General features: G+C 72.8%; 19 protein-coding genes and 6 pseudogenes. 15 read left to right on the top strand and 10 right to left on the bottom strand.

Going from position 1 to position 24350, the window contains the following annotated elements:
* Positions 1-12: 12 nt before the first annotated feature.
* The 4 pseudogenes from O7595_RS30920 to O7595_RS30905 all read left to right on the top strand — a co-directional run.
* A pseudogene (locus tag O7595_RS30920) lies at positions 13-953 on the top strand (4Fe-4S dicluster domain-containing protein); the annotation flags it as partial.
* A pseudogene (locus O7595_RS30915) lies at positions 950-1413 on the top strand (cyclic nucleotide-binding domain-containing protein); the annotation flags it as partial. The pseudogenes O7595_RS30920 and O7595_RS30915, both read left to right, overlap by 4 nt.
* Positions 1346-1531 (top strand): annotated as a pseudogene (locus tag O7595_RS30910) (oxidoreductase); the annotation flags it as partial. The pseudogenes O7595_RS30915 and O7595_RS30910, both read left to right, overlap by 68 nt.
* Positions 1528-2910: pseudogene (locus tag O7595_RS30905) on the top strand (Ni/Fe hydrogenase subunit alpha). The pseudogenes O7595_RS30910 and O7595_RS30905, both read left to right, overlap by 4 nt.
* Here the strand turns inward: O7595_RS30905 and O7595_RS33985 are convergent.
* On the bottom strand, positions 2838-3665 hold the full coding sequence (locus O7595_RS33985) for a universal stress protein (RefSeq protein WP_443071873.1): 828 nt from the start codon (positions 3663-3665) through the stop codon (positions 2838-2840). The pseudogene O7595_RS30905 and the gene O7595_RS33985 sit on opposite strands and share 73 nt — an antisense overlap.
* A gap of 196 nt (positions 3666-3861) precedes the next feature.
* On the opposite strand from O7595_RS33985, the gene O7595_RS30895 reads away from it, so the two are divergent.
* The 4 genes from O7595_RS30895 to O7595_RS30880 all read left to right on the top strand — a co-directional run bounded on the left by O7595_RS30895 (position 3862) and on the right by O7595_RS30880 (position 6674).
* Positions 3862-4284: an Hsp20/alpha crystallin family protein gene (locus O7595_RS30895; RefSeq protein ID WP_269731871.1), complete on the top strand. Its 423-nt coding sequence runs from the start codon at positions 3862-3864 to the stop codon at positions 4282-4284.
* Positions 4285-4845: 561 nt separating this feature from the next.
* Positions 4846-5445: an OsmC family protein gene (locus tag O7595_RS30890; protein ID WP_269731870.1), complete on the top strand. Its 600-nt coding sequence runs from the start codon at positions 4846-4848 to the stop codon at positions 5443-5445.
* Positions 5446-5637: 192 nt separating this feature from the next.
* On the top strand, positions 5638-6291 hold the full coding sequence (locus O7595_RS30885; RefSeq protein ID WP_269731869.1) for a CBS domain-containing protein: 654 nt from the start codon (positions 5638-5640) through the stop codon (positions 6289-6291).
* Between the two features lie 140 nt (positions 6292-6431).
* On the top strand, positions 6432-6674 hold the full coding sequence (locus O7595_RS30880; RefSeq protein ID WP_269731868.1) for a DUF6411 family protein: 243 nt from the start codon (positions 6432-6434) through the stop codon (positions 6672-6674).
* Positions 6675-7044: 370 nt separating this feature from the next.
* Here the strand turns inward: O7595_RS30880 and O7595_RS30875 are convergent, their stop codons facing one another.
* The 5 genes and pseudogenes from O7595_RS30875 to O7595_RS30855 all read right to left on the bottom strand — a co-directional run bounded on the left by O7595_RS30875 (position 7045) and on the right by O7595_RS30855 (position 12820).
* A complete protein-coding gene (locus O7595_RS30875; protein WP_269731867.1) occupies positions 7045-7638 on the bottom strand; it encodes a fasciclin domain-containing protein in 594 nt (197 codons plus the stop codon).
* 131 nt (positions 7639-7769) lie between these two features.
* Positions 7770-8189, bottom strand: coding sequence for a CBS domain-containing protein (locus tag O7595_RS30870; RefSeq protein ID WP_269731866.1), 420 nt, complete (start codon positions 8187-8189; stop codon positions 7770-7772).
* Between the two features lie 172 nt (positions 8190-8361).
* Positions 8362-10760, bottom strand: a pseudogene (locus O7595_RS30865) (glycoside hydrolase family 65 protein).
* Positions 10761-10817: 57 nt separating this feature from the next.
* A complete protein-coding gene (locus O7595_RS30860) occupies positions 10818-11687 on the bottom strand; it encodes a universal stress protein (RefSeq protein ID WP_269731865.1) in 870 nt (289 codons plus the stop codon).
* Between the two features lie 227 nt (positions 11688-11914).
* Entirely contained in the window at positions 11915-12820 is a 906-nt protein-coding gene (locus O7595_RS30855) for a pyridoxamine 5'-phosphate oxidase family protein (RefSeq protein WP_269731864.1), read from the bottom strand.
* Positions 12821-13016: 196 nt separating this feature from the next.
* On the opposite strand from O7595_RS30855, the pseudogene O7595_RS30850 reads away from it, so the two are divergent.
* Both O7595_RS30850 and O7595_RS30845 read left to right on the top strand, forming a co-directional pair.
* Positions 13017-13142, top strand: a pseudogene (locus O7595_RS30850) (CBS domain-containing protein); the annotation flags it as partial.
* A gap of 246 nt (positions 13143-13388) precedes the next feature.
* Complete coding sequence (locus O7595_RS30845) at positions 13389-13559, top strand: hypothetical protein (RefSeq protein WP_269732687.1); 171 nt, start codon at positions 13389-13391, stop codon at positions 13557-13559.
* Positions 13560-13588: 29 nt separating this feature from the next.
* On the opposite strand, the gene O7595_RS30840 is transcribed toward O7595_RS30845, so the two are convergent.
* Entirely contained in the window at positions 13589-13774 is a 186-nt protein-coding gene (locus O7595_RS30840; protein ID WP_269731863.1) for a hypothetical protein, read from the bottom strand.
* Here O7595_RS30840 and O7595_RS30835 point away from each other — a divergent pair.
* On the top strand, positions 13773-14111 hold the full coding sequence (locus tag O7595_RS30835) for a hypothetical protein (protein WP_269731862.1): 339 nt from the start codon (positions 13773-13775) through the stop codon (positions 14109-14111). The two genes, O7595_RS30840 and O7595_RS30835, sit on opposite strands and share 2 nt — an antisense overlap.
* Here the strand turns inward: O7595_RS30835 and O7595_RS30830 are convergent.
* The 3 genes from O7595_RS30830 to O7595_RS30820 form a co-directional block, all read right to left on the bottom strand.
* Entirely contained in the window at positions 14063-14722 is a 660-nt protein-coding gene (locus O7595_RS30830; protein WP_269731861.1) for a class F sortase, read from the bottom strand. The genes O7595_RS30835 and O7595_RS30830 overlap by 49 nt on opposite strands.
* On the bottom strand, positions 14719-15534 hold the full coding sequence (locus tag O7595_RS30825) for a hypothetical protein (RefSeq protein ID WP_269731860.1): 816 nt from the start codon (positions 15532-15534) through the stop codon (positions 14719-14721). Before O7595_RS30825 ends, O7595_RS30830 begins: the two co-directional genes overlap by 4 nt.
* A gap of 708 nt (positions 15535-16242) precedes the next feature.
* Positions 16243-17820 (bottom strand): SpoIIE family protein phosphatase, encoded by a 1578-nt coding sequence (locus O7595_RS30820; RefSeq protein WP_269731859.1) that lies wholly within the window; start codon positions 17818-17820, stop codon positions 16243-16245.
* 594 nt (positions 17821-18414) lie between these two features.
* Here O7595_RS30820 and O7595_RS30815 point away from each other — a divergent pair.
* The 4 genes from O7595_RS30815 (at position 18415) to lanKC (ending at position 24331) form a co-directional block, all read left to right on the top strand.
* Positions 18415-19167: a (Fe-S)-binding protein gene (locus O7595_RS30815; protein WP_269731858.1), complete on the top strand. Its 753-nt coding sequence runs from the start codon at positions 18415-18417 to the stop codon at positions 19165-19167.
* Entirely contained in the window at positions 19164-20639 is a 1476-nt protein-coding gene (locus O7595_RS30810) for a lactate utilization protein B (RefSeq protein WP_269731857.1), read from the top strand. Before O7595_RS30815 ends, O7595_RS30810 begins: the two co-directional genes overlap by 4 nt.
* Positions 20636-21280 carry a LutC/YkgG family protein gene (locus O7595_RS30805; protein WP_269731856.1) on the top strand — a complete coding sequence of 215 codons (645 nt, stop codon included), beginning with the start codon at positions 20636-20638 and terminating at the stop codon, positions 21278-21280. Before O7595_RS30810 ends, O7595_RS30805 begins: the two co-directional genes overlap by 4 nt.
* A gap of 345 nt (positions 21281-21625) precedes the next feature.
* Complete coding sequence (gene lanKC, locus O7595_RS30800) at positions 21626-24331, top strand: class III lanthionine synthetase LanKC (RefSeq protein ID WP_269731855.1); 2706 nt, start codon at positions 21626-21628, stop codon at positions 24329-24331.
* The last annotated feature ends 19 nt before the right edge of the window (positions 24332-24350 follow it).

Raw genomic sequence — 24350 nt, 5'->3', positions numbered from 1 at the left:
CCTGTCCACGACCGACAGCACACCGCCGCCTTCGCGCACAGCGCGGGGCCGCAGTCGTGGAAGTCGTTCCTCCATCCGGCGCGTGTGCGTCAGTGGAGCGCCGACCGCGGCCCCGACGGCGGGCTGACCGTGCACCCGGAGGCACCCGGGAGCGTTGCGTACGCCTTCCTCGGCGTGAGGCCCTGCGATCTGCGGGCCATTCGGATCCTCGACCGGGTGATGGCCGGCGGCCGCTACCGTGACCCCGCCTACCTCTCCCGGCGAACGGGCGCCTTCCTGATCGCCGTCGAGTGCACCGAGCCGGGTGCCACCTGCTTCTGCGTCTCGATGGGCACGGGACCGGCAGCGGACGCCGGATACGACCTCGCGCTGACCGAGGCGTGGACGCCGCCGGCCACCGGTTCCTGTGCCGCAGCGGAAGCCCGGAGGGTGCGGCGGTGCTCGCGGAGCTCCCGCGCCGCGACGCCGACGAGCCCACCCGCGCGGCAGCCGCCTCCGCGGTGAGCGAGGCGGCCCAACGCATGGGCCGGTCCATGCCTCCGGTACCTGCGCACGCTGATGCGGGAGACACCCTGGAGGCGGACCGCTGGGACGACGTCACGGCCAGATGCCTGAGCTGCGGCAACTGCACCATGGTCTGCCCCACCTGCTTCTGCACGACCACCGAGGACGTGACCGATCTGACCGGCGACCACGCGGAGCGGTGGCGCCGCTGGGACTCCTGCTACGACCTGGACTTCTCGCTCCTCCACGGCGGCCCGGTCCGGGCCACCCCGCGCAGCCGGTACCGCCAGTGGCTCACCCACAAACTGGGCACGTGGCACGACCAGTTCGACAGCTCCGGCTGCGTCGGCTGCGGCCGGTGCATCGTCTGGTGCCCCACCGGCATCGACCTCACCGAAGAGGCGCACGCCCTCCACCGGGAGGCCACGCGGACGGGGAGCGCACCGTGACCCCGCAGACGGGCGGCGACACCGGCGAAGGGGTGCTCACGGCCCTGCCCGCCGAGCATCGCGGCCGGTTGACGGCCCTCGCCCACGAAGCAGCCTTCCCGAGCGCCACACGGATCTTCGAGGAGGGCGAGGAGGCGGACCGCTTCTGGATCATCCGCTCGGGCACCGTCGCGCTCGACGTGCATGTTCCCGGGCGCGGTCAGGTCGTCGTCGAGACCATCGGCAGGGGCGCCCTGCTCGGCTGGTCGTGGCTGTGCCCGCCCCGGCACTGGCACCTCGGCGCCGAGACCCGGGCCCCGTGCGGGCGTGGGAGTTCGACGCCGCCGCCGTGCGCCGCCTGTGTGCCGAACGCCCCGAACTGGGGGTGGCGTTGATCACCGTGGTCGCCGAGCGGCGCCCTCTGCCCGACGTACGGACGGGGCTGCTACGGCTGCTTCGGCCCGGCCGGCACGACCAATCTCCCCGCGCTGGTCTCCCTCATGCACCGCGACGGGATGGGCGACGAGGACATCGACAGGTTCCTGCACACGTTCAACGTCACCGCCTTCACCGCCGTGGAGGAGGAAGGACCCGGATGAACGAGCCGGCGACCCGGTCCCAGGTGCTGCGCGTCCCCGCCCTCAGCCGGGTCGAGGGGGAGACCGCACTGCACCTGCGCGTCCACGAGGGCACCGTCGAGGAGGCCCGCCTGAGCATCTACGAGGCTCCGCGGTTCTTCGAGGCCTTCCTGCGCGGCAGGTCCCACACCGAACCCCCCGACCTCACCTCGCGCATCTGCGGGATCTGCCCCATCGCCTACCAGCTGAGCGCCTGCCGGGCGCTCGAGGACGTCTGCGGCGTCGCGGTCGACGGACAACTCGCCGCGCTGCGCCGCCTGCTGTACTGCGGCGAGTGGATCGAGAGCCAGACGCTGCACATCCACCTGCTGCACGCCCCGGACTTCCTCGGCCACGACGACGTGATCAGCATGTCCCGCTCCCACCTGGCCCATGTCGAGCGCGGACTGCGCCTCAAGCAGACCGGCAACGCCGTCGTCGAACTGCTCGGGGGGCGCGCGATCCACCCCGTCAACGTCCGGCTCGGAGGCTTCCACCGCACCCCGACCCGTGCCGAACTCCGTCCCCTCGCCGAACGGCTGCGCACCGCCCTCGACGACGCCTTCGACACCCTGCGCTGGGTCTCCGGCTTCGACTTCCCCGACGCGGAGTGCGACGCCGACCTGCTCGCCCTCACCGAGCCGGGCACCTACGCGATCGAGTCCGGAACCCCGGCCGTGCTCCCGTACGACCGCACGCTCCCGCCACGCGGCTTCCCTCTGCGTGAGTTCTCCGACCACGTCATCGAGGAACAGGTCCCCCACTCCACGGCCCTCCACTCCCGGCTGGACGGCCGGAGACATCTCACGGGCTCCCTCGCCCGCTACGCGCTCAACGGCCACCTGCTCTCCCCGACTGCCCTCGAAGCGGCACGCGAGGCAGGGCTGGGCGCTCCCCCGCTGACCTCGCGGACGGAGGGCGGTGGGCCGGGCGAGGTCTGCAGGAACCCGTACCGGAGCATCCTCGTCCGCGCCGTGGAGGTCCTCTACGCCGTGGAGGAGGCCCTCCGGATCATCGCGGCGTACGAGCGGCCCGCCCGGCCGTATGTGGAGGTGCCCGCCCGCGCGGGCGTCGGGCACGGTGCGACGGAGGCCCCGCGGGGGCTGCTCTACCACCGCTACGCCCTCGACGGCGAGGGACGCGTCCCGACGCCCGCATCGTGCCGCCGACCGCCCAGAACCAGGGGGGCCATCGAGGAGGACCTGCGCAGGCTCGTCCAGGCCGGGCTGGACCGCGGTGAGGACTCCGAGGCCGAGCTCACCCGGCTGTGCGAACGTGCCGTCCGCAATCACGATCCGTGTATCTCGTGCTCGGCGCACTTCCTCGAACTGGACATCGTACGGACGCCGGGACCCGACTGATCCGCTCGACCGCGGAAGGGCCGAGCGGTCGGGGCGACGGCCGCCCGCCCCCGGCAGCCCTCGGCGCCACCGCGCCTCGCGGCGGACGCGGGCATGCGGCTCGTCGGCCCCGTATGCCGGGAGCCGACCCACCGAGGAGTCCGTCGGGCTCGAGCGGTCGCCCCCGCCCTGCCCGAGGGCGGGCGGCAGGACCGGTCCGGTGGCCGCGGCACGCAACGGCGGGAGGGGCCCATCCGCTTCTCGCGGATCCTGATCGCGCGGTGCGCGATGGGGTGTCGGCCACTTTCCACCGCTCCCCCGCGTCCCTCACGGGCCCCTCCCGTCAGCTTCAGGAAAGCACTCGTCCCGGCGTGGGCAACAGGACCGACCGGGCCGACGCGCCGGGCCGAACGGCCCCTTCCGGCCTGCCGATCACGCCACCGCCGCGTCCTCGGCCCTGTCAGACGCATGCGGCCCGCCGTGGTGTCCCGACGCCGGGCGGCCGCACCCCGGAACACGGCCCCGGCGGCAGGCACGGTCACCACCGGGCAGGACGCCCGGTGCAGCAGGCCGTGCGGAACGGAGCCGAGCCGCATGCCGGCGAAGCCCTCATGTCCCCGGCGTCCGACGACGAGGGGTGCGTGCTCGGCGGCGCCGGCCAGCACGTCGACCGGGTGCCCGGGCCGCACCTCGCGGCTCAGGGTGACGTCGGCCCACGTACCGGACCGTCTCTCGGTCGCCGCCTTGCGAACGAGTACCGGCCCGCGCCGGACGATGCCCCCACCCGGACGTTACGCAAGGTGGGGGCGGGGGACGAGGACCGTCCGGCCCCGGTCCGGCGAGCTGTTCGTCCCGGAGGAGCGCTCCGCTGGGACCATCGGGCCCCGCTACGGGCTGTTCGGCCCCTGCGGGCCGGACGCGGGCGGCGGTTGACTGGTCGTGTCGCAACCGCAAGACCGAGGAGGCCGGATCATGGCTGTACTCGCACGCAAGCAGAGGTTCCCGTTCCCGGATCTGCCGGACTGGTTCGAGGACTTCCCCGCCCGGTTCAGCATGCCGGCCATGGCCGATCTGCACACCATGAGGATCGAGGAGTACACGGAGGGCGGCAGGTACGTCATCCGTGCGGAACTCCCGGGCATCGAGGTGAAGGACCTGGACGTGACCGTGGAGGACGGCATCCTCACCATCAGGGCGGAACGTACCGAGCGCGAGGTGGACAAGCACCGCAGTGAGATCCGGTACGGATCGATCACCCGCGCCCTCGCTCTGCCGAAGAGCGCCGACGACGGCGACGTCCGCGCCGAGTACACGGACGGCATGCTCACGGTGAGCGTGGGTCTGGGCGAGGAGAAACCTGAGCCCAAGCACATCGAGATCAAGCACGCCGTGTGAACCGTGAACACCGGCGGTGTCGTCCGGACGGGCCGCGGCATCCCGTACCGTCCGGCGACCCGCACCGGGGCCCGGTCCACCGGCGATCCACCGCTCCGGTTCCGGGCCCGGGCAGAGCATCCACGTCACCCCGTGGGCCGTCACGCAGACACGTGAGCCGGCCCCGGACGGAGGTGCCGCACCCTGCGGCTCCTCGTGCAGTGCGGACTTCTCGGGGGCGGGCCCGATGCGTTCCGCACCGCCGCGCTCCGGTACCGCCCGGCCCTGGGCGTCGATCGAGCCCCGAGAGGGCACCCGGTGACGGCCGGCGCGCGCGACGTCCGGCATGGGGGCGAGTGCCCAACCTGCGCGTAGTGGGCGCAGGGGGCGCGGTGGGCCGTGAGGGAACGGCTCCGTACCCGTCCCGCTCCCCGGGGAGCGAACCCGCTCTCCGCACGCACGCTGAAGGACGGTGTCGTCGTGGAGGAACACCACCGCACAACGCGTTCGCGTCACCTGCACACCCGTTGCGGCCGTGCGATCCGCGTAGCCAGATTCGCGCCCCACGAGCTGCCCGCGGGGATGGGACGCGTGATTCTGGACACCCTCCGTGCCCCGTACGACGACCGCGGGGTATGGGCGTCGCTCACTCCGGAGGAAGCCAGGCGGCTCGCCGGGCTCCTCCTCTCGGAGGCGGAGGCGGTCGAGAGCCGCACGCCCACCTCCGGACCGCACCTCGCCGTCGTACCGCTGCACGGTGACGCCTGTGCAGTGACGGTGCGAGGGCACGCGTTGAGGGTCGACCAGCCGGTCACCGACGGCGGCCAGGACACGGGTCCCACACCGGTCGAGCTCTTCGTGGCGTCCGTGGCCGCGTGCGTCGCCCACTACGCCGGGCGCTTCCTCGAACGGCACGGCCTCGATCGCGGCGCCCTGCGCGTCACCGCCGATCACACGATGGCCGCCGACCGTCCCGCGCGCGTGGCCACGCTGACCGTCGACGTCGATGTGCCCGGACTGCCACCGGCCAGGGCGAGGCCCCTGGAGGCGGTGGCCGCCCGCTGCGCCGTCAAGAACACGCTCGAGCACCCTCCCGCGATCACGGTCCGGCTCCGCGACGACGGCCGGGCTCCGCGGCCGGTGGGAAGTTCCGCGGCCGGTGGGGACCAGCCCCGCCGTTGACGCACGGCACGGCGGGGCTCGCATCGGCCTCATGTGCGGAAAACCGGGTCCGTTCGGACCGTCGGTGGGACCGGTCGGGCCCTGTGCCGGGGAGGTCGCGCACACCAGATTGGCAGGGGGACGACGCGACGAGGGGCGCCGGATCCGGGCCGGCCACAACCGCCCGGGGCGCTCGGAAGGGGCTGACGCAAGATGAGGCACCGGCGCGTTGCCGATCTGATGACCCCTGATGCCGTCGCGGTGCTCCCCGGCACCACCTTCAAGGAGATCGCCCGCTTGCTCGACGAGTTCGGCATCAGTGCCGTGCCCGTCGTCGATGTCGACGGGCGACCGCTGGGCGTGGTGTCCGAGGCGGACCTCGTGCGCCGTCAGGCATCCGGAGGCGGGGCTCCCACGGCCGAGGGGCTCATGACGAGTCCCGCCGTCGTCGCCCGTCCGGAATGGAGCGTGGTCAAGGCCGCCAGGGTGATGGAGAGGAACCGGATCAAGCGGCTGCCGGTGACGGACGACGCCGGTTGCGTGATCGGGGTGCTCAGCCGCAGTGATCTGATCCAGCTGTTCCTGCGACGGGACAGGGCGATCCAGGAGGAGATCCTGGAGGACGTCCTCACCCGTACGCTCCGTCTGTCTCCGTCCGCGCTCTCCGTCGAGGTCGCGGACGGCCGGGTGACGCTCAGCGGCACGGTTCCGCGCAGAAGCCTGGTTCCCGTGACCGTGCGGCTCTGCGAGAGCGTCGACGGCGTCGTGGACGTCACCGACCGGCTGGCCTTCACCTGGGACGACATCGTGAGCACCACGCGCGAGCCGACCCCCGCGGCAGGTGAGGCGCCCCACGGGGCACCGTGACCTCCCGCCCGATGCGCCGCACCCGTCCCTCGGTCTCCTCCAGGCAGTGCCCGAGCCCTGCTCCGCGGGCACGCGCCCGGGCGGGCATGCTCCGGCCGCTCCGGGGAAGCCGGAGGGGACCCCTACGAGAGGAGTGCGTCATGATGGCTGCCGGAATCGTTGCCGTGTGCGCGGTAGTGCTTGTGCTCGCCTTCGTTCTGCCGCGCCTGTCAAGGCACCCGCAGAACGGCACTCAGCGTGTGCTGGGCACGGGTGCCCGTGCGGGCGGGAAGGCTCCCGGAATGCTGGGACGCATGTTCGGCAAGTCGTTCCACAGCAGTTCCCGGGCTGTCGGGCGGTCCGGATCGGCGGGGCGCCGGGCGAGGAACCGACTGCCGTTCTGATGTCGCACGTGTGACGGACTCGCACACGCCCCCGGTTCCCGAGCCGGGGGCGCGCCCGGTTTCCTGGCCGGGGTATGAGCACTGGGTCCTGCTTCAGCCACGATCGGCACCGGACGCGGCGCCCGTACCGGCACCTTCACGGTGCGGGCACCGCGTCCGGTGCGTCTTCACGTCTGCCCCGAGCGCCGGTCGACGCCCCGATCGGCGTCGGACCGGCTCGCCGCCGCACCGAGAACGCGCTGCGGCTCGCCACTCTGTCCGGCAGCGCCGAGTTCCTGGTCGCGCCTGGGGTGAGGCGTCGCGGGTCCTGGGTCCTCGTGGGTCACGGCGGTCCGTCGCGACCCGACCGGTCCGCGGAGGAATCCCCGGGTCAGTCGGGCGGGGTGAGGAGCCCGTCGATGAGATAGACGGTGGCGTTGGCGGTGGTGATGTTGCCGCAGACAATGTCCGCCGTTTTGTTGACCTTGAAGGAGGTACCCGAGCCGGAGGTGGTGAGCTGCGAGCCTTCCAGCGTCTTGAACGAGCCGTTGGGCAGCTCGCTCGGGGTGATGTCGGCGTTCACGACGTGGTACGTCAGTACCTTCTTCAACTGCTCCGGGTCGTTCAACAGGGATTGGCGCTGTGCCTGGGTCAGGCTGTTGAAGGCGTGGTTGGTGGGCGCGAAGAGGGTGATGTCCTGCGATCGGTTGAGGGTGTCGTCCAGTCCGGCCTTCGCCAGCGCCGACGCCAGTTGTGTCAACTGGCGGCTTCCGGCCGCGGCGTCCGCCACCTTCTGTTCGGCCATCGCCGCGGCACTGCCTGCCCCGCTCCGGGGCAGTTCCGAGCAGTCGGGCCCGAACGTTCCCGTCGGACCGGGAGTCGGCTCCTGTGCGTAGGCGTTCGGGGCGAAGGCGCCGAGCGCGAGCGGGACGGCGACCACCGGGGCGACGGCCGCCTGTGCCATGCGCGTTGCCGTGGACCTCATGCTGACCTCCTCGGGGACGAGCTTCCGAGCGTGCCGCCGGGACCGCCCGCCCGGCGCGCCCCGGCCGGCGCGGGAGAGAGCCGCATCCGGCAGGCCTCTCACGGTGCGGTGCCGGGGGATCTCCCCGGTGGTCACTTCCCGGCGCAGACGACCTCGACGAAGTGCCCCACCTGCTTCTCCGGCAGGCGTCGCGCGAGGTCCGCCTCACTGATCATGCCGACCAGGCGATGGTTCTCGACGACCGGCAGCCGTCGGATCCTGTGCTGCTCCATGGCCTGCAGTACCTCGTCCGAGTCGGCCCCGGCGTCGATCGTCACCGGCTTGCCCTGCTCGAGCATGCCCGCGGTCATGGTCTTCGGGTCCTTGCCCTTGGCAAGGCACTTGACCACGATGTCGCGGTCGGTGATGATCCCGTGGAGCCGGTCGTCCGGCCCGCAGATCGGGAGAGCTCCGATGCCCAGCTCACTCATCCGGCGCGCCGCGTCCGCCAGGGTCTCGCTCTCCTGGATGCACGTGGCGCCGACGTGCATGATCTCCCGTGCAGTGGTCATGGCCGTCTCCTTCGATCCTGGCGATCTGCGGCGGGGGGAGAGCCGCCGTCCCGACGGGCCCCCATGCCAGTGTGGGTCGTCCGCATCGCGTACGCATGCCAGGGCGCACGCCGTTCCCGGCAGCGCCGGGACGGCCCGGGAGGCTCGCGGCGTCGACGGCAGTGCGTGCAGGTCAACCCGTCGGCAGGACGAGCGTGCAGCTCTCCCCCGGTTGCGACGGTGACGGCCCTGTCGGTCAGCACCACCCGGATCGGCGATTCCTCCGAGTCCGGTACGACGATCCGCAACTGCCCCCGTCGCAGCCGTACGTCGACCCCCCAGTGGCCGCGGTACCGCAGCGAGAACCCGTACTCGGACAGCGCGGGAAGAGGCACCGGATCGAGCCGCAACGCCTCCTCGCGGGTCTCCAGTCCGGTCAGGCCGCGCTGGACCAGGTCGAGGGTTCCGGCCATGGCGCCGAGGTGGACGCCCTCGCCGGTGGTGCCGCCCTGGATGTCGGCGATGTCCGCCTCTAGGGCCTCCCGGCAGTACTTCCACGCGTCGGCCCGTCTGACCCGGGCGAGGACCCAGCCGTGGACGAGGCCGCTGAGGGTGGAACCGTGGCTGGTGCGCCGGAGGTAGTAGTCGACCGTCCTGCACCACAGCTCGTCGTCGAGGCCGTAACCGAGACGGCCGAACAGTTGCCGCAGCTCGGCCGGCGAGAAGAGGTAGCCGAGCATCAGGACGTCGGCCTGCTTGGAGGCCTGGTAGCGGTTGACGTCGTCCCCCTCGGCCTCGAGTATCCGGTCGAGGCGCCGGATGTCGTCGTACCGCTCCCGGTAGACGTCCCAGTCCAGCTCCTCCAAGTCGCCGTAGCCGTCGAACTGGCTGACGACACCCCGGTGGTGAGGCACCGTCAGCAATCGGGACACCTCGTCCCACCTGGGGAGTTCGTCGACGTCCAGCTCCATGCGTTCGAAGAGTTCCCGGCGACGCCATTCCGGAAGGCGCCGCACCAGGTCCAGGGTGCGGCCGAGCACCCAGGCGGCGGTGACGTTGGTGTACGCGTTGTCGTCCAGTCCGGGCCGGTCCGCACCCGGGTAGCCGTCGTGGTACTCGTCGGGGCCGACGACCCCGCGGATGCGGTAGCGGCCCGACTCGGGGTCGAGGGCGGCCGTGTCCGCCCAGAAGCGGGCGATGTGCAGCAGCATCTCCGCGCCCTTGGTGTGCAGGAACTGCGTGTCGCCCGTGGCCTCGCAGTACCGCCAGACGTTGTACGCGATCGCCGAGCCGACGTGGTGCTGCAGCCGGGAGTGGTCCGGCAGCCACCGGCCCGAGCGGGGATTGAGATGCAGCCGTGGGGCCTCCTCACGGCCGTCGCCGCCGCTCTGCCACGGGTACATCGCCCCGGCCCGGCCCGTCTCCCGGGCGGCGCGGCACGCCTGCGGAAGGCGCCGGTACCGGTAGTTCAGCAGCGCGCGGGACACCTCGGGGAAGTGCAGGTTCAGGTACGGCAGCACGAACAGCTCGTCCCAGAGGACATGTCCGCGGTACGCCTCGCCGTGCAGTCCCCGGGCCGGCACGCCCACGTCGAGGTCCGCGGTGTGCGGGGACACCGTCTGCAGGACGTGGAAGAGGTGCAGGCGCAGGACGCGACCGGCCTGGCCGGGCACCCGGACGTCGGCGTGCCGCCACAGCTGGGCCCAGGCGGTGACGTGATTCCATCAGGGCGGGGAAGTCCCCGGCTGTGGACGCCCGGTCGACCGCTGCCTCGAGCGGATCGCCGATCGCCGGGTCGCGTGAGGTGTGCAGCGCCACGGTCTTGTCCACGACGACGGGAACGCCGGGAGCGACGTGGATCACGAGACGGCGGACGGCCCGGTGCCGCGCGGGACGGAGCCGCGACGAGATCGGCTCCGGACCGTGGACGACCGTCCGGGCCGCCATGGCGACACCGACGTCGGAGCTGTTGGTGCGGCAGCGCAGCCACACCGTTTCGGACTCCTCCACACCGGTCTCCACCTGCGCCAAGTGGCTCCGGTTGAGGGACCGGTACCGGTGCACGTTGGCGTTGACCACATCTCCGTCGATCGCCGACTCGACTTCGATCTCTCCCGACCGGCCCTCGGCGGTGAAAACGGTGCGCAGCACCGCCAGATGGGGGTCCGCCATGTGCACGGCGCGGATCTGCTCCACACTCAGCACGCCGGCCTGCTCGTCCCGGTAGCGGAAGGTCCGGGTGAGCGTGGCACGCCGCAGATCCAGGGTGTGCCGGTACCGCAGGAACCGGCGGGTGTCCGGGGTGAACCACCGGCCCGGCGGTCCTCCGGCGGGGCGGAGGCGGAACCGCAGCGACAGCCAGTTCGGGAGGTTGACCAGGTCCTCGTTCACCACCGGGCGACCGGCCACGGTGGACTCCAGACGGTTGTAGCATCCGGCCGCGTAGGTCCCGGGGTAGTGCACCAGGCCCGCCCTGCTCTCGGGGACGGCCCCACGGGTGGCGAAGTAGCCGTTGCCGAGCGTGCAGAGCGACTCACGCAGCCGTTCGCCCGCCGGTTCGTAGCCCTCGTACTGCCAGGTCCACTCCCCCATACGCCGTCCTCACCCTCTTCCTTCCCGAGGTGTACGGGAGCGCGATGGACGCGGACGTCAGGTGCGCTCGGGGACGACGGCGACCGGGCACTCGGAGTGATGGAGCAGGGCGTGGGCCACCCTGCCGAGTTGCAGACCGAAGTGGCCGTGCGGTCTCAGGGCGCCGACGACCAGGAGGTCGGCGCCGGCCGAAGCGCTCAGCAGGACCTTGTGGGCGGGCCCTTCGACCGCCCGGCCGTCCACCTCGACCCGGCCCCGTACGAGGTCGCGCAGTGCTTCGTCCAGGATCGCCGAAGCCCGCTCCTCGTGCGTGCGGCCGGCGTCGTGCGCGAGGAGAGGATGTCTCGCGTGCTCGTGCGCGGGACACCGCCAGGCCCTCACAGCCTCCAGGACGCAGTCGCGGGCCTCGGCCTCACGGAGGGCGAACCGTACCGCTCCCATGTCCTCGGCCGATTCGCCCACGCCGACCACCACCCGCCCGTAGGCCCCCTGCCGGTTCCGTTCGGACCCCCGCACCACGACGACCGGGCACGTCGCGCGGGCCGCCACCGTGAGTCCGACCGATCCCAGCAGCAGCCCGCCGAGATCACTGCGACCTCGGGATCCCGTGACCACGGCGGAGGCGAGGTGCCCCTCCCGCAGCAGCGCGGACACGGCGTCGTCGGGCAGTACCTCGCCGGACACCTTCACCTCGGGGGCGCGCAGCCGGGCCCGCTCCGCGGCGGACGCCACGATGTGCTCCCCCATGACCTCTTCGGCCGGACGATCGGTGCTGAAGGACGGCCGCCTGCCCTCGTAGCGCTCCCACAGGGAGGCGTGGACCAGGCGCAGGGGGAGCCCGTGCCGTGCGGCTTCGTCGACGGCCCAGTCGACCGCCCGCAGGCTGGAGTCCGACCCGTCCACGCCCACGACCAGCGGGAGTTCCATCGCCCCCACCGCCTTCCTGTCCGGCCTCGTCGAGCACCCCCTGTGAATACCGTTGCACCACCCGGACACCGCCGCGACACACCCGGGATCGGCTCCCGGACCCCCCGCGGCCGGTGGCTCCGGCCCCGGAGCCCCGGCGGGGCCGTGCGTCCGGAGGGCCCCTCCCGCCTCCTGCCGCCTCGGGAGTCGCCCGGCGGTCCCGGCACCCGGTCAGCCGCCCGGTCCGCTCACCGAGGGGCCGGACCGATACGGCGGCCGGTGAGGCGCTGGGGCCGGATCGACACCCACATCTCTCGCTCACCACCCGCCCACGGGTGGGCGTGAGCGCCGTCCGCCAGCCGTCGCACCGCATCGGGTTCCGTGACGTGTCGCGCCGGGCCGACGGCGAGAACACTCCAGCCCTGGCCGGCGGTCTCGTCCAGATGATCGACCTCGAAGGCGACCTCGGAATCCACGGCCGCCGCGGGCAACGAACCGGGTGCGGTGCGGAAGGCGATCTCGTCGTCGATGACCTCGTAGTTCACCGGAACGACTGCCGGGCCGACGGGTGCCGTCAGGGCGACGCGGCCCACGCCATGGGTGGAGAGCAGGGCGCGGCACTCGTCGGCATCGAGTTCCCGCAGTTCGGGATGGAGGAGGGCCTGGCCTTGCCCGGGCGGCAGATCGATGCCGCCCCCGCGCAGGGCTTCCACGCTCGTTCCCAGCGCGCCGGCGAGTCGGGTCAGCGTGCCCAGACCGGGGTCGGCCGGGCGTTCTTCCAGGTACGCGAGGTACTGCGGAGCCATGGCGGCGCGGCCGGCCACGGTGGCCCGGGTGAGCCCCTGCCGCTCGCGCTCGGCGGCCACCCGCCGGCCGATGCCGCCGGGGCTGGGGGCCCGGTCGGGCCGGGGCCGTGCGGGCGTCGCGCCCGGGGCATCCGGCCTCGAAGGCGTCGCCCCGGACGCGTGTTCCAGGTGACGGACATGGGCGTCGGGCCCGGGGAACACCAGCGTCACCTGGTCCGTGTCCGACCAGCGCACGTCGTAGGGGGGTGTTCCATCCGCATGGTGGAGTCCGACGATCTCGCCGTCGCGCCTGGTACCGCCGGTCGCCGGGCTGTCGATGACGAGTTGATCGCCGAGGTGCGCTCGCATGACCGCCGCCCCTTCCTCAGAATGTTGCTGCAACCCAACGTGCCACGCGCGTCGTGCCGCCGCACGGGCCGGAAAGCCCTGGTCCTGGGCCGACCAGTCCCCTTCTCGAGGCGGCGCCGACGCGGTCTTGGGCCGCACCCCGCCGGAGTGCCGGTTCCGACAGCTCGACATGACCACGTGCGCCGGCACGGGACTCGAAGGGACAGGCGCCCTGGACGGATCCGTCGAGTTCCGCAGTCCGCTCCCCCTCATCGAACGCCTGTGCAGGAGCGTGGACGGGGTCGTCTCGGTCTCCACGCACCTCACGTACCGGACCGACGACGCCCGAGGACCCGGCGCGCTCGTGAGCCCACGAGGAGCCGAGCCCGGACGCGTCTCGCACACCCGGTCGGCGCCGGACGACCGCGCCGCGGGGTCCGCGCGCGCCCACGTCGCCTCAAGCCCTTCGGCGGCGGTCACCCGGCCCGCCGAATGGCCGAGCGGGTCGGGGCCCGCCGGCGTCAAGGAAGCGTCAGCGATCGGGACGGGCCACGGGGAATCACGGAACGGGCTGCATACTGCTCGTGTGATGCCTGACTGGCTACCCGACCAAGGGATCCGCCGAGCCACTCTCGCCCTGGCGGGAGCAGCGGTCGTCCTGATCGCCGCCGGCGCCTTCCTCGATGCCATGTGGGTGCTCGGCATCGGAGTGTGGGCCGTCATCGCGGCGGCGGCGATCGAACTCGTGTACCGGCCTTGACGAACGCCTCGGCAGCGGGCGTGCACCGGTTACCCGTCCCACGAGCTGCCCGCCCCTGCGCTCCCTCCGCCGCACACGGTCCCTCCGCCGACGCTCTCCTCGTCCAGGTCGCACGTGGCGACCAGGACGCCTTCGGTGAGCTCTACGATCGCCGGTGTCTCCAGGATACCGACGGCCTCCGACGCCTGGGAGCCCGGGAAGCACTGTCGGTCCATGCTCTGCTCCCCCGGCCACCGCGCCCACGAGACCCGCGCTGCGACGGCCGCCTCGGACGTACGACTGCGGCTGAACCGGGGCGGGTCCGCGCACGGCGGCGAGTCCTTTCCCGGGCGCTGGTCGAACCCGGCGCGGTCGTGGGCACCGCCGCGTCCCCGGGACCGTTCCATGCGGCCCCTCGGCAACGCACGCGGTGCCCACGACCGCGGTGACGTCCCCGCGGCGCCCGGGCCGGGCGCCGCCACCCCCGCCCCCGCGGGCGGACGGCGCCCCACCCGGAACACGCCCTACGCGACCGCCACCATGCTGGCGAACACCACGACGTTGTTGGGGTAGTAGCTGCGGTCGGCGTCGAACTGGCCGCCGCAGGTGACCAGTCGAAGGCCCGCGTGATCGAGGTTCTTGTAGACCTCCAGGGTGGGGAACTCCTTCTTCGGGTACTCGGCGATGCGGTCCACGGCGAACTCGGCCGTCTTCCCGTCCTCGCGCGTCACCTTGATCGTGTCGCCGGCCTTCAGCGTCTTCAGCTTCTCGAAGACCGCGGCCTTGCCGTTCCAGGTCACGTGTCCGGCGATCACCGCCGGCCCCTGGGAGCCGGGGGTGGGGCCCGGTTCGTACCAGCCCGCGAGGTCGGGGTTCTTCGGGGTCGTCATCGTCCCGTCCTTGTTCTGCCCGAGCGACTCCAGCTCGCTCTGCACTCCGAGGGACGGGATGGACACCACGCGCGGCGCCGACCGGGCGAGTGCCCCTGCGGCCTTGCCCGCGCCCGCCGCCGACTCCTGACCGCCCGCCGGGTCCTGTGCGGCGCTCCGGTCCGAGCCGGCCGGCGGTGCCGCCGTGTCCTGGCCGCCGCAGGACGTGAGCAGCAGTGTCGCCGCGAGGGCGATCGCTGACACGGTCGCACGCAGGGCGCCGGGTCCCGCCCCGCTGCCCGAGGGGCGGTTCATGCGGCACCCGCCGTCGTCGCCGTGGCCTCGGAGCGGGTCGTCGTCCTCCGGCGGACGACGACCAGCGCACCGGCCGCCGCCGTGGCCGCGACGACGCCGCCGGTCACGGCACCCGGGAAGAGCCCGGCGGCACCGGGTCCGCTGCCGGTCTCGATACCGCCGACCGGAATGGACCCGACCGCGGCGCCCTTGACCACCCCGCAGTTGGTCGGTGCGGTCGCCTCCTGGGGGAGCTTGGGGTCGAGTTCGCTCTTGCCGGCTCCCTCGACGTCGTACTCGCCGTTGTCGTTGCGGTCGATGCCGTGCTGCACGATGTGCAGGTCCTTGATGTTGTCGACCACGTCCTGCGAGACCGTGATGGTCCGCTTGTAGGTGATCTTGCCCTCCTTGTCGGCGACGGGCATCCGGTCGACGGCCAGGCCGCTCCCCGCGTCCGTCCCCCCTTCCGTGGTGAGGGAGATGTTGATGTCGCCGTAGTCCTTCGTGGCCTCGGTGTTGTTGAGGATCCCGTCGCCGTCGGTGTCGTCGCTCGCGTCCGGGCAGTGGAAGTCGTGCCCGTCGGTCGAGCCGTGCAGGTGCTGCGCCGAGGGCTGTCCCGGAACCATGCCCTCCGACTTGATCCACACCGTCAGTTCCCTGCCGCGAAGGCTCAGCATGGCCGTTCCCCGGGAACCGGAGTCGTTCAGCTGCTCGAGGTCGATCTGGAACGCCGGGTTCTCCGCCGCGAACGCCGTGGACGCGACGCAGGTGGTCAGGAGGGCGGCGGGAAGTGCGGCGAGCACCGCGATCCGGCCCGTTCGCTTGGACATCACGTTCGTTCCTGTTCCGCGGCCCCCGGACGGGAAAGCCGCATGTCGTACGGATTCCTGGCGATGCCCGGAGGATCCCGGGCATCGACTCACCCCTTTCCACAGAACAGTTGCCGTGGACGGCGTCACGACCGCGACGCACGGGCGCCCGACGCCGGACACCTGGGCGTTCCGGGCGAGCACGATGCCGCCGCCGTGGCCCCGGACCGGCCCGGGCGGAACCGGGCACGGGCCGTTGCTCGTTGCAACTGATATGTAGTTACCTTTGAAACGTACGGATCCCCGCGGGTGTTCAATGCCCGCGGGTGGAACCGGGGGACTCGGCATCGCGCTGGGCGGGCCCCTTGCGGGAGTTCGGCGTCGTAGGTTGGGAACGGCGAGGCGTACGAGCGCTCGTCACCCTGTTGCGGTCCGTCGTCGAGGAAGCGCCCCCTTCCCGACGCGTCCCGGCGCTCGGGGACAGGCGGACGCGCAGTCGCGACGGGCTCCACGAGATCCTGGGGCCGGCGGGCTTCACCGCGCGGGAGTGGGAAACCATTCCCATCGATCTCAGCGGTTCGGCCGACGAGGTGCGGCAGGCCGTGTCCCGCGTGTACGACCTCGGCCCACTGGATGGACCGGGCCGGGCCGCACCCTGCGAGCAGCGCGCCCCCGCGCGTCGTCCCGCCGCCGGCCTCGCGGGCCCGTACCGCGACCGCCTGGAGCCCTGCCTCACCGCTCCCGCGGCCGGCCGCGCGCGCCCGGCCCGTGTTCCTCCTTCCCGGAGGCGGGCTGCCGCACGGCGTCCGGGCCGGGCTCGGAGGGCAGGACCCGGGCCACGAGCAGCGCCACGTCGTCGTGGTCACCGGGATGACGCAGGGTGCGCAGCAGCGCGTCGCACGTGTCGTCCGGAGAACGTTCTGGGTCGTCCAGGAGGACGAGCAGGTTGTCCAGGCACGCGTCGATGGGCTGGTCCCGCCTTTCGACCAGACCGTCGGTGTACAGGACGAGCTGGTCGCCCGGGTCGAGGGCGACCGTGCCGGCGTGGAAGTCGCCCTTTCCTACTCCCAGCGGGGTGCCGGTGGGCAGATCGAGCAGTTCCCGTGTCCCGTCGGCATGGAGGAGGGCGGCGGGCAGATGACCGGCCTGGGACATGTGGCACTGGCCGGTGTGGGGGTCGTAGGCCGCGTAGACGCAGGTGGCGATGGTCTCCTGCGCGAGGTCCTCGGTGATGCGGTCGAGGTGCTGGAGCACCTCGGCGGGATCGAGGTCGAGACAGGCGAGGGTGCGGGTGGCGGTTCGGAGCTGCCCCATGGTGGCGGCGGCGCTCACGCCGCTGCCCATGACATCACCGACGACGAGGGCGGTCTTGTCACCCCCGAGCGCGATGACGTCGAACCAGTCCCCGCCGATCTCCACCGCGGCTCGGGCGGGCCGGTAGCGGGACGCGACCGCCAGGCCCGGTCGCGGCGGCGGTGCGAGGGGCAGCAGGCTGCGTTGGAGGGCGAGCACCGTGCGTCGTTGCTCCTGTACGGCGCGGTGCCGCTCGGTGACGTCCACGCTCGACGTCACCACGCCCAGGACCTTTCCGTTGGGGGCTTCGAGCCGGTGGAAGGAGATCGACCAGGCGTGCTCGTTCTCCGGGTCCGCCGGGGTCCTGCCGACGGTGTACTGGTCCAGGACCGGGGTGCCGGTCACCAGGACCTGGCGCATCGTCGCTGCGAAGGACGCGTCCAGGAACGGCAGCACCTCGTGGACGTGCCGGCCCACGTGCTCGGCGGCAGGAACGCCGTTCATGCGTTCCTCGGCGGGGTTCACCGAGATGTAGCGGAGGTCGGTGTCCAGCACACCCAGTCCGATCGGCGACTGCGACACCAGGCGGGCGGAGAGGGCCAGGTCCCGTTCGACCCGCCGAACCGTCGTCTGGTCGGCGGCCAGCCCCAGGGCGTAGTAGTCGCCCTGGTCGTCCATGAGCCGCATATTGCGGAACTCCACCAGCCGGGTGCCGCCGTCCTTGTGCCGTACGGGGAAGACACCGGCCCAGCTGTCCCCGCCCTCCATGACCTGTGCGAAGAGGCCCAGCACGAATTCCAGGTCCTCCTCGTGGACCAGCAGCCGGCCGGCGAACTGGCCCAGGGCCTCCTCGGCGCTGTAGCCGAACAGGCTCTCCGCCTGGGGGCTCCAGAGATCGATCCTTCCCTCGGCGTCGAGCAGCACGGCCGCCACACCCAGCAGGTCGAGCAGCCCGCCGGAGGCGGTCGGAGCGAGCTCCCCCGCCGTGGGATCGGTCCAGGACCTGGCCGCGCACATACCAGTCCTCCTCACTGCCCGCGCCGCGACGTGCACACCGGCGTGCGGCGCGGGCCCGGCCGGGGCCACCCGGCCGCAGCCCCATCGTCCCCCTGATGGGGGCACCCGTGCAGCCTCTCGGCCGTGGTGGTCCCGGCAGCCGCGTCTCGTGACGCTCACCCACGCGCGAAGCGCCGGGGGAAACGTGCGCGGGACGGCTCTCCCCGCCGCCGTCGGCGTCCGCGCGGGCGGGTGAGGCGCGTCTCGGCGCTCGCCGCCGGGCGGGCCGGTCGCGCTTCGGCCGGTTGACGGCCGACGCCTGCGGCCCGCCCGCCGCGGCCGGTCCCGTGACGCCGTCGCGCCTGGGAACGTCCTCGTGCGGTCCGTACGTCCGAGACATCATCGGAGGTGAGCCAGAGACCCGGGGCCTCCTGTGCGAGACTCGGGAGCCACGGCACCATGCGGCCACAGGTGAGGTCCGAGCCCGGGAGCAGCGGGCCCGAGCCCCGGCCCACCGGGGCCCGAGCCGGGGGCCGGTGCCGAGTTGCCGGTGCCGACGCCCGAGCCGGGGACCGGAGCCCGGTCCGGTGCCGGAGCAGCCGAGGAGGGACAGCCATGCGGGTCGCGCTCTTCGTCACCTGCGTCAACGACACGCTCTTCCCGCGCACCGGCCGGGCCGTCGTCGCCCTCCTGGAGCGCCTCGGTGTGCGGGTGGACTTCCCGCCGGCGCAGACCTGCTGCGGCCAGCCGCAGTTCAACACCGGCTACCGGCACGAGACCGAACCGCTGGTGCGCCGCCACGCCACCGCGTTCGACGCCTACGACTACGTCGTCACGCCCTCCGGCTCCTGCGCCGCCATGGTCCGCGACAACTACCCGCGCATCGGTGCGAAGGCCGCCGCCGAGGGCCGCGGCCGGGAGCTCGCCGAGGCCGCGGCGCGCGCGGTGCCGAAGACATACGAGCTGACCGAGTTCCTGGTCGATGTGCTCCAGGTCGTGGACGTCGGCGCGTACTACCCGCACACCGTCACCTACCACCCCACCTGCCACGGGCTGCGGATGCTCGGCCTCGGCGACCGACCGCGGCGGCTGCTGGAACGGGTCGAGGGCCTCGAACTGCGCGAGCTGCCCGGCGCCGAGGAATGCTGCGGCTTCGGCGGCACCTTCGCCGTCAAGAACGCCGCCGTCTCCGCGGCGATGGGGGCCGACAAGGCACGCAACATCGCCTCGACGGGCGCGGAGGCGGTGTGCACCGTCGACAACTCCTGTCAGATGCACATCAGCGGCACGCTCACCCGGCTCGGGTCGGCGGTCCGCCCGGTCCACATCGCCGAGATCCTGGCGAGCACCCAAGGGGACCCTCGATGAGCGGCGGCACGTATCTCGGCATGCCCTCCTTCCCCGAGGCCGCGGCCCGGTCCACCCGGAACGCCACCCTGCGAGGCAATCTGCGCCATGCCACGCACACCATCCGCGACAAGCGCGCCAGGGCCGTCGCCGAACTCGACGACTGGCAGCGGCTGCGTGCCGCCGGCGCCGCGATCAAGACCCGTACGCTGCGCCACCTCGACCACTATCTGGAGCAGGTGGAGCACGCCGTGACGGCGGCGGGAGGCCACGTCCACTGGGCGGCCGACGCCGCCGAGGCGAACGGCATCGTCACCCGGCTCGTCCGCGCCACCGGCGAGACCGAGGTCGTCAAGGTCAAGTCGATGACCACACAGGAGATCGGGCTCAACGCCGCGCTGGCGGAGGCCGGGATAACAGCCTGCGAGACCGACCTCGCCGAGCTGATCGTGCAGCTCGGCGACGACCTCCCGTCCCACATCCTCGTCCCCGCCATCCACCGCAACCGCTCGGAGATCCGCGACATCTTCCGCGAGAGGATGGCGGATTGGGGCCGGCCCGCCCCTGACGGGCTGACCGACCGGCCGGCCGAACTCGCCGAGGCGGCCCGGTTGCACCTGCGGGAGAAGTTCCTGCGCGCCAAGGTCGCCGTCTCGGGCGCCAACTTCATGGTCGCCGAGACCGGCACCCTGGTGGTGGTCGAGTCGGAGGGCAACGGGCGGATGTGCCTCACGCTCCCCGAGACGTTGATCTCCGTCGTCGGCATCGAGAAGGTCGTCCCGACGTGGCGGGACCTGGAGGTGTTCCTGCAGCTGCTCCCCCGCTCCTCCACGGCCGAGCGCATGAATCCGTACACCAGCATGTGGACGGGCACCACCGACGGCGACGGTCCGCGCGCGTTCCACCTCGTGCTGCTCGACAACGGCCGCACCGACGCCCTCGCCGACACGGTCGGACGCCAGGCGCTGCGCTGTATCCGCTGCTCGGCCTGCCTCAACGTCTGCCCGGTGTACGAACGGGCCGGCGGCCATGCGTACGGGTCCGCCTATCCGGGCCCGATCGGCGCCGTTCTCACGCCCCAACTGCGCGGCACGGACAGCGAGCTGGACGCCTCGCTGCCGTACGCCTCGTCGCTGTGCGGCGCCTGCTACGAGGTGTGTCCGGTCGCCATCGACATCCCGGAGGTGCTGGTACACCTGCGGGAACGGGTCGTCGAGGGCGGCCCGGTGACCCGCGGCGGAAGGAAGGTCGTCATCCGCCCGGCGAAGGGCCACGCCGCCGAGCGTGCCGCGATGCGCGCCGCACGCTGGACGTTCGACCATCCGGGCGCGCTGCGCACGGCCCAGCGCCTCGCCGCGCGCACCCGCCGGCTGCATCCGGAGCGCCTGCCGGGGCCGGGCCGGGCCTGGACGGAGACCCGGGCGGTGCCGGAGGTGCCGGCCGAGTCGTTCCGCGACTGGTGGCGGCGCACACGAGGGGGGAGCGCCGAGTGAGCAGCAGGGACACGGTGCTCGGCCGGGTCCGCCGCGCCCTGGCGGACGTACCGCGCGAGGAACGGCCCGGTGACGTGCCGGTCGCCCGCGACTACCTTCGCGTCCACGGGGCACGCACGCCCGGGCGGACGGCGGACCTGCTCGCCGAGAACCTGGCGGACTACCGGGCGCGCGTGCACCGCTGTTCCGCGGACGGGCTGGCGGGGCTCCTCGCCCGGCTGCTGGCGGAGCGCGGGTCCGCCTCGGTGCTGGTGCCGGACGGCCTGCCACCGCGTTGGCTGGCAGCCGCGGACCCCGTGCGGATCGCCGACCGTGCGGCTGGCACTCCGCGGGAGCTCGACTCCGTGGACAGCGTCGTCACCGGCTGCGCCGTCGCCATCGCCGAGACGGGCACGATCGTGCTGGACGGCGGCCCGGCGCAGGGCAGGCGCCGCATCACGCTCGTACCGGACCACCACATCTGTGTCGTACGGGTCCCGGAGCAGGTCGTCGACTCGGTGCCGCAGGCCCTCGGGCGGCTGGACCCGTCCCGTCCGCTGACCTGGATCAGCGGGCCGTCGGCGACGAGCGACATCGAGCTGGACCGGGTCGAGGGCGTCCACGGGCCCCGGACCCTGGAAGTGGTCCTCGTGGCGGATTGAGCCCGGCCCCGAGCCGCGCCCGTGCGGGACGGCCGGCCCCGGGTGACGGACGGACCCGAGGTCACCCGACTTCCCCGGGCTGCGCCTCTGGGGTTCGCGCCCGTCCGGATGTGCGAGATGACGCGCCGGGGGCAGGACGCGAAGGAGGACTCACGCGGTTCGCGCGGGGTCCGCGGAGGAAGGTCGCCCGCGCAATGCGGTGGCCGCCGGCGGCCGTCCGGCGCCCTGCCCCGCGCCGGTTACTCGTGAGTTCCTCACGGTCCCTTGGTGGCAGTTGTGACTGTCGGGGCCCTTCAGGCCCGTGTCAGTCTTTGGGACGTCGAAACCGGCCACAGGGGGGACGAGATGAACAAGGGGTACGCCGTCTACTGCGACGCCGACCGGACGTTCTACGACGCCCCTCACCGGCTCGCCGAGGACGGTGACGGACCGGGCAGGCTGTACGAGGCGGCGCGGCGCGAGGCACCCGCGGGCTGGCAGCGGCACCGCAAGGGCGACTGGCTCGCGTACCGTCCGCTCGACGTCCACCTGCCCGCACAGGGCTGGAAGATCCATGTCTCGGCCTGTCTCGACAACGCGGAGAAGGTGCTCGCCCAGGTCTGGGACTACTGCGTGCCGCGGGACATCGCCTTCAAGTTCGTACCCAGCCGGCATCTGCTGCACATCCGCAACGCCAAGTACGCGGACCGGGCGGGGAGCGGCAAGTTCATCACCGTCTACCCCGCCGACGACGCACAGTGCCGGACCGTCGCCGAGGATCTCGACGCCCTCCTGGCCGGGGAACCCGGACCGTACGTCCTGAGTGATCTGCGCTGGGGAGCCGGGCCGGTCTTCGTGCGGTACGGGAGCTTCACGGAGCGCCACTGCCGCGACGACCAGGGGGAGTTACGGCCCGCCGTCGAGGACGGCTCGGGGCGGCTCGTACCGGACGTTCGGGGGCCCGCCTTCCACGTGCCGGAATGGATCACCCTGCCCGGCTTCCTCCGCCCGCACGCGGAGGCACGGGCCGCCACCACCACCGACGGCATCCCCTACACCGTCGAACGTGCCCTGCACTTCTCCAACGGCGGCGGCGTCTACGTCGGCCGGGACGAGCGGACGGGCCGACGGGTCGTGCTCAAGGAGGGCAGGCCGCACGCCGGGCTGGCTGCCGACGGCGCGGACGCGGTGACGCGGCTGGAGCGGGAGAAGGACGCGCTGGAGCGCCTGTCCGGGCTCGACTGCACGCCGGAGGTGCTGGACTGGTTCACACTCGGCGACCATCGCTTCCTCGTCCTGGAGCACATCGAGGGGCGCCCGCTCAACAGCTTCTTCGCCCGACGCCATCCACTGATCGAGGAGGACCCCGGCGACCGGGCCCTCACCGCCTACACGGAGTGGGCGCTGCGCATCCACCGGCTGGTGGAGGACGCGGTGGCGCGGGTCCACGAGCGGGGGGTGGTCTTCAACGACCTGCACCTGTTCAACATCATGGTCTCCGAGGACGAGTCGTCCGTGGTGCTGCTGGACTTCGAGGCGGCCGCACCGATCGGGGAAGGCCGCCGGCAGGTCATCGCCAACCCCGGCTTCGTGGCCCCCGCGGACCGCAGGGGCGCCGATGTCGACCGGTACGCCCTCGCCTGCCTGCGTCTCGCCCTGTTCCTTCCGCTGACCAGCCTGTTCGCCGTGGACCGGGCGAAGGCGGCCCATCTGGCGGACATCGTGGCCGAGAACTTCCCGGTGGACCGCGCCTTCCTGGACGAGGCCGTCGCGGAGATCACCCGTGGCCTCCCGCCCGCCCCGGGTTCCGGAAGGCCCTCCACGGCGCCTTCCGCGAATCAGGCCGCGACGTCAGCCGCCGAAACCTCCGCGGAACCGGCAGAGGCACCCTCGAAACGCCCCGTGGAACCGGCCGTGACGCACGGGCCGGAATACCTGCCCGTCGAACCGGGCGACTGGCCGCACAGCCGCGACTCGATGGCGGAGGCCATCCGCGCCTCGGCCCGCTTCGGGCGGGAGGACCGCTGTCTGCCCGGGGACATAGCCCAGTTCGCCGGTCCGGTGGGCGGCGCCTGCTTCGCCCACGGCACGGCCGGAGTGCTGTACGCGCTGGCCGAGACCGGCTGCGGCGCCTGGCCCGAGGCCGAGGACTGGCTGCTGCGCACCGTGCGCCGTCCGGCGTCCGGCACTCCTCTCGGCTTCTACGACGGGCTCACCGGCATCGCCTGGACGCTGGACCGGCTCGGCCACCGGGCGGCGGCCATGGACCTGGTGGACCTCGTCCTCGCCGAGGACTGGACGGCCATGGGGCCGGATCTGCACAGCGGTCTCGCGGGCATCGGCCTCGCCCTCGACGCGCTCGCGGAATCCACCGGCGAGAGCTCGCTGCGGGACGCCGCCCTCCGCTGCGGCCGGCTCGTCGCCCGTACGACGACGGCGGATGGCGCCCGGCCCGCCCGGGAGCGGGCCGGACTGCTCCACGGCGCCTCCGGCCGGGCCCTGCTGCACCTGCGCCTGTACGAACGGACCGGCGATCCGGCCCTGCTCGGCCTCGCTGCCGATGCGCTGCGTCGCGATCTGGACCGCTGCGTCCACGGTGCGGGCGGAGCGCTCCAGGTCGACGAGGGCTGGCGCACCATGCCCTATCTCGGTGCGGGCAGCGCCGGCATCGGCATGGTGCTCGACGACTGGCTCGTCCACGGCGAGGACGACCGCTTCACCCGGGCGCGCCAGGAGATCGTACGAGCCGCGCAGGCGAAGTTCTACGCGCAGCCCGGCCTCTTCCGGGGTGCCGCCGGCATGGTGCTGCACCTGAGCCGGACGGCCGCGTCCGGGCCCGGCACCTCACGGGCCGACCTGGCGCGGCAGATCGGTGTCCTGTCCTGGCACGCCCTGCCGTACGAGGGCCGTCTCGCCTTCCCCGGCGAGCAGATGATGCGGCTCTCCATGGATCTCGCCACGGGAACGGCGGGCTGTCTGCTGGCCCTCGGCGCCGCGCTGGACGACTCCCCGGTGCAGCTGCCGTTCGTTCCGCCCGTTCCGCCCGGCCGTGCGAACGGCCCCCAGAGCTGACCTCCGGTCATCGGAGGTC

The organism is Streptomyces sp. WMMC940, from assembly GCF_027460265.1.
Lineage (GTDB): Bacteria > Actinomycetota > Actinomycetes > Streptomycetales > Streptomycetaceae > Streptomyces.
The sequence above is the reverse complement of the archived record's forward strand: the minus strand, read 5'-3'. Positions and strand labels throughout refer to the sequence as shown.